The sequence below is a fragment of the Clostridium sp. MT-14 genome (genome assembly GCF_042436595.1).
GTDB lineage: Bacteria > Bacillota > Clostridia > Clostridiales > Clostridiaceae > Clostridium_B > Clostridium_B aromativorans.
Genome location: NZ_JBHMIY010000066.1, coordinates 1 through 5,110 on the forward strand (window position 1 = coordinate 1; position 5,110 = coordinate 5,110).

Below are 5,110 nucleotides of genomic sequence, written 5' to 3' on the forward strand. Positions count from 1 at the left end.
CCCACTTATAGAAGATAGGAGAATTACGCCCTTTTTGTTAAAATATTTAGGTTTCATATGAATCAAAATATCTATAATCCAATACATTGACTGCTTACTTTACATCGGGTATCATCAATCTCCGATGTTTAAATTTTATTCAATTTCATATTGTAGATACTATGTCAATAATTTATATCTTTATTTTTTTTTCATATAAGTAAAATATTCCTTTTCTAAGATTTATTTTTCCTACCCTCTTATAGCCATTTTTATCATACAATTTTAAGGCAATCGGATTTAAGGAAAAAGCATCTAATCTTATAGATTTTATATTTTTCTTCTTTAACATTCTCTCAATCAACATGAGGGTGCATTTGCCAATTCCCTGATTTTGAAAATCTGGATTAACACATAATCTATGAATTATAACAAAAGGATCTCCTTCATACCTCCAGTTTCCATTTTTATACTCTTCATTGCATTCTTGATTTATAACAACCACAAATGCTATTCTGTCATTAATTTTTCCTAAAAACATTTGACTTTTTAGAATATCTTCTTTTAAAATCTCTCTATCTGGATATATACTATCCCATTGATCAATTCCATTGTCATTCATTACTCGAATAGCAGCTTTAAAAATTTTTACTACATCGGCCAAATCCTGTATGACCGCTTTTCTTAATATCAATTCTGTACTCATTCAATACCAAATCCTTTATGCGCTCACATCAAAATTTGTTCCAAGATTCGTGTCTTGAATCTGGTCGATACTCTCTATAATCTGCTGAGCATTTTTCTGTCCATCATCCAATATTTTTTTTGTTAAAGCTGTACTTACCGCAGTTGACATATTTAACTGGCTCATAGCCATCGACAATTTAGGTATATCCATATTTTCACCTTCCTTCGTTTTATTTAAAAAAACGCTATCTTTTCAATTTAAACTACCAGCTGATAAATAACAAAATTATCATCACAATTTTATCATACAAATTCATCTATGTCATTTACCTTTTTAGTAAAATCATTCTTTAAAGATATTTTTCTTCCACCTACTTCATCATTTGCATTCTTTCCATTTTCAATATATTTTAATTTTTCATTTAAGCCATTTACATCTTTTATAGATCCTTCTATATTGTCATACAATTTTCCAATTTTAGATTGTATACCATTGGCTTTACCCATATTTAATGCTGCTTCAGCTCTTTCTCTTTTTGCCATGCTGTAGTTTTCCATATTTTCATCAAAATCAGCATCAGATTTCAATACATTTGAATTTCCAATCAATTTTTTCTTTATGGAATTTATGGTTTTCAACTGATTATAGGTATTTGACACATTTAAAATCAATGTATCTTTTGAAAGTTTGAGTTTATCCTCCCCATCTACATCCGATACATTTAAACTTGGCTGATCCTTAATCTTCGACTTAGAGTTATCCTCATTGCTTATTTGAGACATCTGTATCTGCTGAATTTGGGCTTCTATACTCTGAATCTGCTCCTGTAAAGGTTCCATGAGCTCCTGTTTTGTCCTTACATCCATATCACTATTTTTTATGCTGTCTATCTGCTTTTGAATGGATGACTCCTGACTGCGAAGTGCCTTTATCTGATCGTCACTGGAATTATCCTTTTTGCCGCTCACTGCATTATGTACCCCAATGGAAAAAATTGAACTTATCACAGTTATACATCTCCTTATAAAAATCTCCAGTTATATTATCGTAGTTCCACTAAAAATACTTAGTTTTAATCCAGTGTCCCAACAACTTTATTCAATTTAAACAGAGCATTTGGATCAATTTTCAGAGTAGTGTCTTTTTCGCCCGAACCGCCATAAACAAATGAGAATTTAAGAAGTTTTCTATCTATTATGCAGGGCAGTGAAATTCCAAGCATAGGAACATTGCCCACTGAAAATCCTGTTACGGACTTAACCTCCTCTTTGGTCGCCAATCTTACATTTTTACAGCCCAATAAATGCTTTATGTCTTTAAAATTAACATGGCCTCTTTCTCCTGAAACAATCAATACATGAAAACCCACTGCAGTATATATTATAAGAGTCGGTGCTATTTGGTCAATATCAATTTTAAAATAATCCGCACCTTCTTTTGCAGTACGGATAGGTACATCATTATGAATCAATTCATATGAACAGCCGCTTTTTTTCAAAATCTCTCTTATATTCTCCATACTATTTCACCTCCTAATAAAAGTGTATTCTTTAGCCGACTATTTCTTCATTCCAGTATAAAGAGTTCCTCTCTAAAATAAATATTACAATAATCTGTGTGCTCATTATAAAAGTAAAGCCCTCTCTTACACCTTCATCAATTCAGTCTATAAACTGCAAAATCTCCTCCCTGCTTTTGCGAATTTTGCTGCGGAGTTTTGTATCTGCAGAGTAGCCCACACTTATTACGAGCCTTATCCTCTTAGCTGTTGGTATATCCAGCAGTTTCTTGAGCTTTTTCTCATTAAACCAGCCCATAATACAGGTGGACAATCCCTGCTCAGTGGCCGCAAGGCATAGATAAGCTGCTGCAATACCAATATCAATGGAGGAATAATCCTGATCTTTGACTGCTCCTCCAATTCGCGCTTTAATATCCCCTTTCTCCTCCAGTACAATGACAAAGACAGGACATTTATCCGTAAATTTGTTCATACCTATATCCTGGAGACACTTTGCCACTTTAAAAGATAGTTCCCCATTATTAACAACTATGAATTTCCAGGGCTGCTCGTTACAAGCTGAAGGGGCAATTCGACACGCCTCTATGCAGGAAATTAATTTTTCCTTTTCAACCTGCTTATCCAGATAATTTCTGCAGCTCTCACGCTGTGCAATTAAATCAAAATAATTGGTCATAAATATACTCCTTTCAATGAAATTTAGTACTTTAATTGAAAATGCTTAATTCTAATACTTCTTCGCCTCTTCTCTTGTCATCCAAAAATGAATGCCCGTAGTAGAATCCATCCATCTATCCTCATTAAAATTTTCTACTTCTACCCACTCACCCACACGATAAACAAAATTTTCATCTACCAAAGACCAAGCTTCCTTGTAACTTTCCTCATAGTCGAAGCTTTTGATCGTAAGCACTTTTGCCCTGCTGCAGCGGCAAGAAGGTAAAGTAGCAGAACTGCGCTTTGCATCTGCCGGTATTAGAAGCTGTACCAAAAGATCATTAAAACACTTCTTATATCCAAGAAAGGCTCCCTTCTCTGGACAATGCAAGCGAAACCATTTTGTATTCTCATCTGAAATAATACCTTCCAATTTAGCATGCTCCAGTACTGCGCCATATAAATTTGCACCTTCAATATTACAACCTGTCATATCTGCATATCGAAGCGCTGCGCATTCCAAATTTGCATGCCTAAAATTCGTCTTACGTGCGGTACATTCATCAAATAGTGCATTAAAAACACTGCTGTACTCTAGGCTTGCCTCATCAAACCTAATTTTATGAAATGCACTGAAAGAAAAATCAATATTAGATAAATCCAAGTTTGTAAAATCCATATTAAAAAGCTCTATCTCTTTTAAAACAAGCCTTTCTTTCGCTCTCCTAGTTTTTAATATTTCTTTAAATTTCTCCTGTGATAATTTACGCATGATATTTTTCCTCCTTAAATCCTGAACAAATCGTTTTATGTTCATTTTGAATGGAATTCAATTGTGATACAATTATTCCTACCAATATAAGGGTACAACCTGTATATCCTCTACCGCTCATGTTCTCTCCAAGTAAGAGTACCCCTCCTACAGCGCCAAATACTGATTCCATACTTAATATAATAGCAGCATGAGATGGCTTAGCATTTTTCTGAGCTATCGCCTGCAAGGTATATGCCACACCAACTGATAAAAGACCACCATAAAGTATTGGAACCAAAGCCTGTGAAATGTCACTCAAAATAATATTTTCAAATATCAGAGCCATTATTAAACTTAAAAATGAACATACCGCAAATTGAGCACAACATAATTTCAGGGCATTTACCTTATCAGAAAAATAATCTATCATTAAAATATGTACAGCCCAGAATATTGCCCCTATAATTTCGAACAAGTCTCCATAACTTATACTGAAATTTTCATTTACGCTTAAAAGGTAAAGTCCAACAACTGCAAATACTACTCCAATCCACAAACTTTTTTCAATTTTATGTTTTAAAAATATGCTTATAATCGGCACAAAAACCATATAAAGTCCTGTAATAAAGCTTGCTTTTCCGGCAGTTGTGTAACTGAGGCCAATTTGCTGTAGTGTTGAACCTGCAAAAAGGACTATGCCAACTAACGCACCAGGTAAAATTGATCTTTTAAGATTTATCTCAACATTATTTTTATAATTTCCGCTGTATTTCTTCTTTTCATTAAAATAGATAATTAATGGTATAAGCGAAATACTTCCCAGAGCAAACCTTGTCCCATTAAATGTGAAAGCTCCTACATATTGAGCACCTACCCTCTGTGCAACAAATGCAAATCCCCATATAGCCGAAGTAATTAATAAGAGTATATTAGCACTTAATCTTTTATTGTTCATTTTACCATCCTTTTCTAAATTAAAGTTTCTACGTAATACTTTGCAATTGGAAATTAAATGCCAAAATCATAAAGTGACATCTTCTCTGCCATAATTGCTCATTTCTTCATTTTGCTGTTTCATCATTTAAGTATCAATATAATTTTTATATACACTTATATTAAAAATTATATCAAAAAATTACTACAGGAACACATATCCTATAGTAATTTTTAAATTAATATTTATTCCATAAAGCTCCCCCTTTTTAATCTGGAAAGCTTTTTAACTGCTTGTACTTTTTGTAGCTTGATTTATGTACTTATCTAATTTTTGACTTGCCCTTAATATTTCATTATAGTCCGCTTCTTTTTCAATTAATTTATGTAACCTTTCTCTCAAATCGTTTACTTTATCATCTATCACGTAATTTCCAACCCACCTTTCTCATAAATAACAAATTAAAATTTATCATTCACCATAGCATTTCAATAAACCGCTAATATTTTATAATTTAAAACACTTCTAAATTAACCTGTTGTGCTAGTTAAATTCACTAACATAATTTACAAATAG

General features: G+C 32.8%; 8 protein-coding genes. All 8 read right to left on the reverse strand.

The window, feature by feature from the left end; all coding sequences use genetic code 11:
- Window positions 1-172 precede the first annotated feature (172 nt).
- The 8 genes from ACFHWD_RS20315 to ACFHWD_RS20350 all read right to left on the reverse strand — a co-directional run bounded on the left by ACFHWD_RS20315 (window position 173) and on the right by ACFHWD_RS20350 (window position 4,960).
- Window positions 173-685, reverse strand: coding sequence for a GNAT family N-acetyltransferase (locus tag ACFHWD_RS20315; protein ID WP_378062915.1), 513 nt, complete (start codon window positions 683-685; stop codon window positions 173-175).
- Between the two features lie 15 nt (window positions 686-700).
- Window positions 701-877 (reverse strand): YjfB family protein, encoded by a 177-nt coding sequence (locus ACFHWD_RS20320; RefSeq protein WP_378062916.1) that lies wholly within the window; start codon window positions 875-877, stop codon window positions 701-703.
- A 92-nt stretch (window positions 878-969) separates the two neighbouring features.
- Window positions 970-1,674, reverse strand: a complete 705-nt coding sequence (locus ACFHWD_RS20325; RefSeq protein ID WP_378062917.1) for a FlxA-like family protein — start codon at window positions 1,672-1,674, stop codon at window positions 970-972.
- 65 nt (window positions 1,675-1,739) lie between these two features.
- Window positions 1,740-2,186, reverse strand: a complete 447-nt coding sequence (locus ACFHWD_RS20330; protein ID WP_179977491.1) for an aminoacyl-tRNA deacylase — start codon at window positions 2,184-2,186, stop codon at window positions 1,740-1,742.
- A gap of 142 nt (window positions 2,187-2,328) precedes the next feature.
- On the reverse strand, window positions 2,329-2,865 hold the full coding sequence (locus ACFHWD_RS20335) for a nitroreductase family protein (protein WP_378062918.1): 537 nt from the start codon (window positions 2,863-2,865) through the stop codon (window positions 2,329-2,331).
- Window positions 2,866-2,916: 51 nt separating this feature from the next.
- Window positions 2,917-3,618: a pentapeptide repeat-containing protein gene (locus ACFHWD_RS20340; protein ID WP_179977493.1), complete on the reverse strand. Its 702-nt coding sequence runs from the start codon at window positions 3,616-3,618 to the stop codon at window positions 2,917-2,919.
- The gene (locus ACFHWD_RS20345) at window positions 3,611-4,555 is read right to left on the reverse strand and encodes a DMT family transporter (RefSeq protein ID WP_229981678.1); all 945 of its coding nucleotides are present in this window, start codon (window positions 4,553-4,555) and stop codon (window positions 3,611-3,613) included. The genes ACFHWD_RS20340 and ACFHWD_RS20345 overlap by 8 nt, the downstream gene beginning before the upstream one ends.
- 264 nt (window positions 4,556-4,819) lie before the next feature.
- Window positions 4,820-4,960 carry an aspartyl-phosphate phosphatase Spo0E family protein gene (locus ACFHWD_RS20350; RefSeq protein ID WP_150358401.1) on the reverse strand — a complete coding sequence of 47 codons (141 nt, stop codon included), beginning with the start codon at window positions 4,958-4,960 and terminating at the stop codon, window positions 4,820-4,822.
- Window positions 4,961-5,110 lie beyond the last annotated feature (150 nt).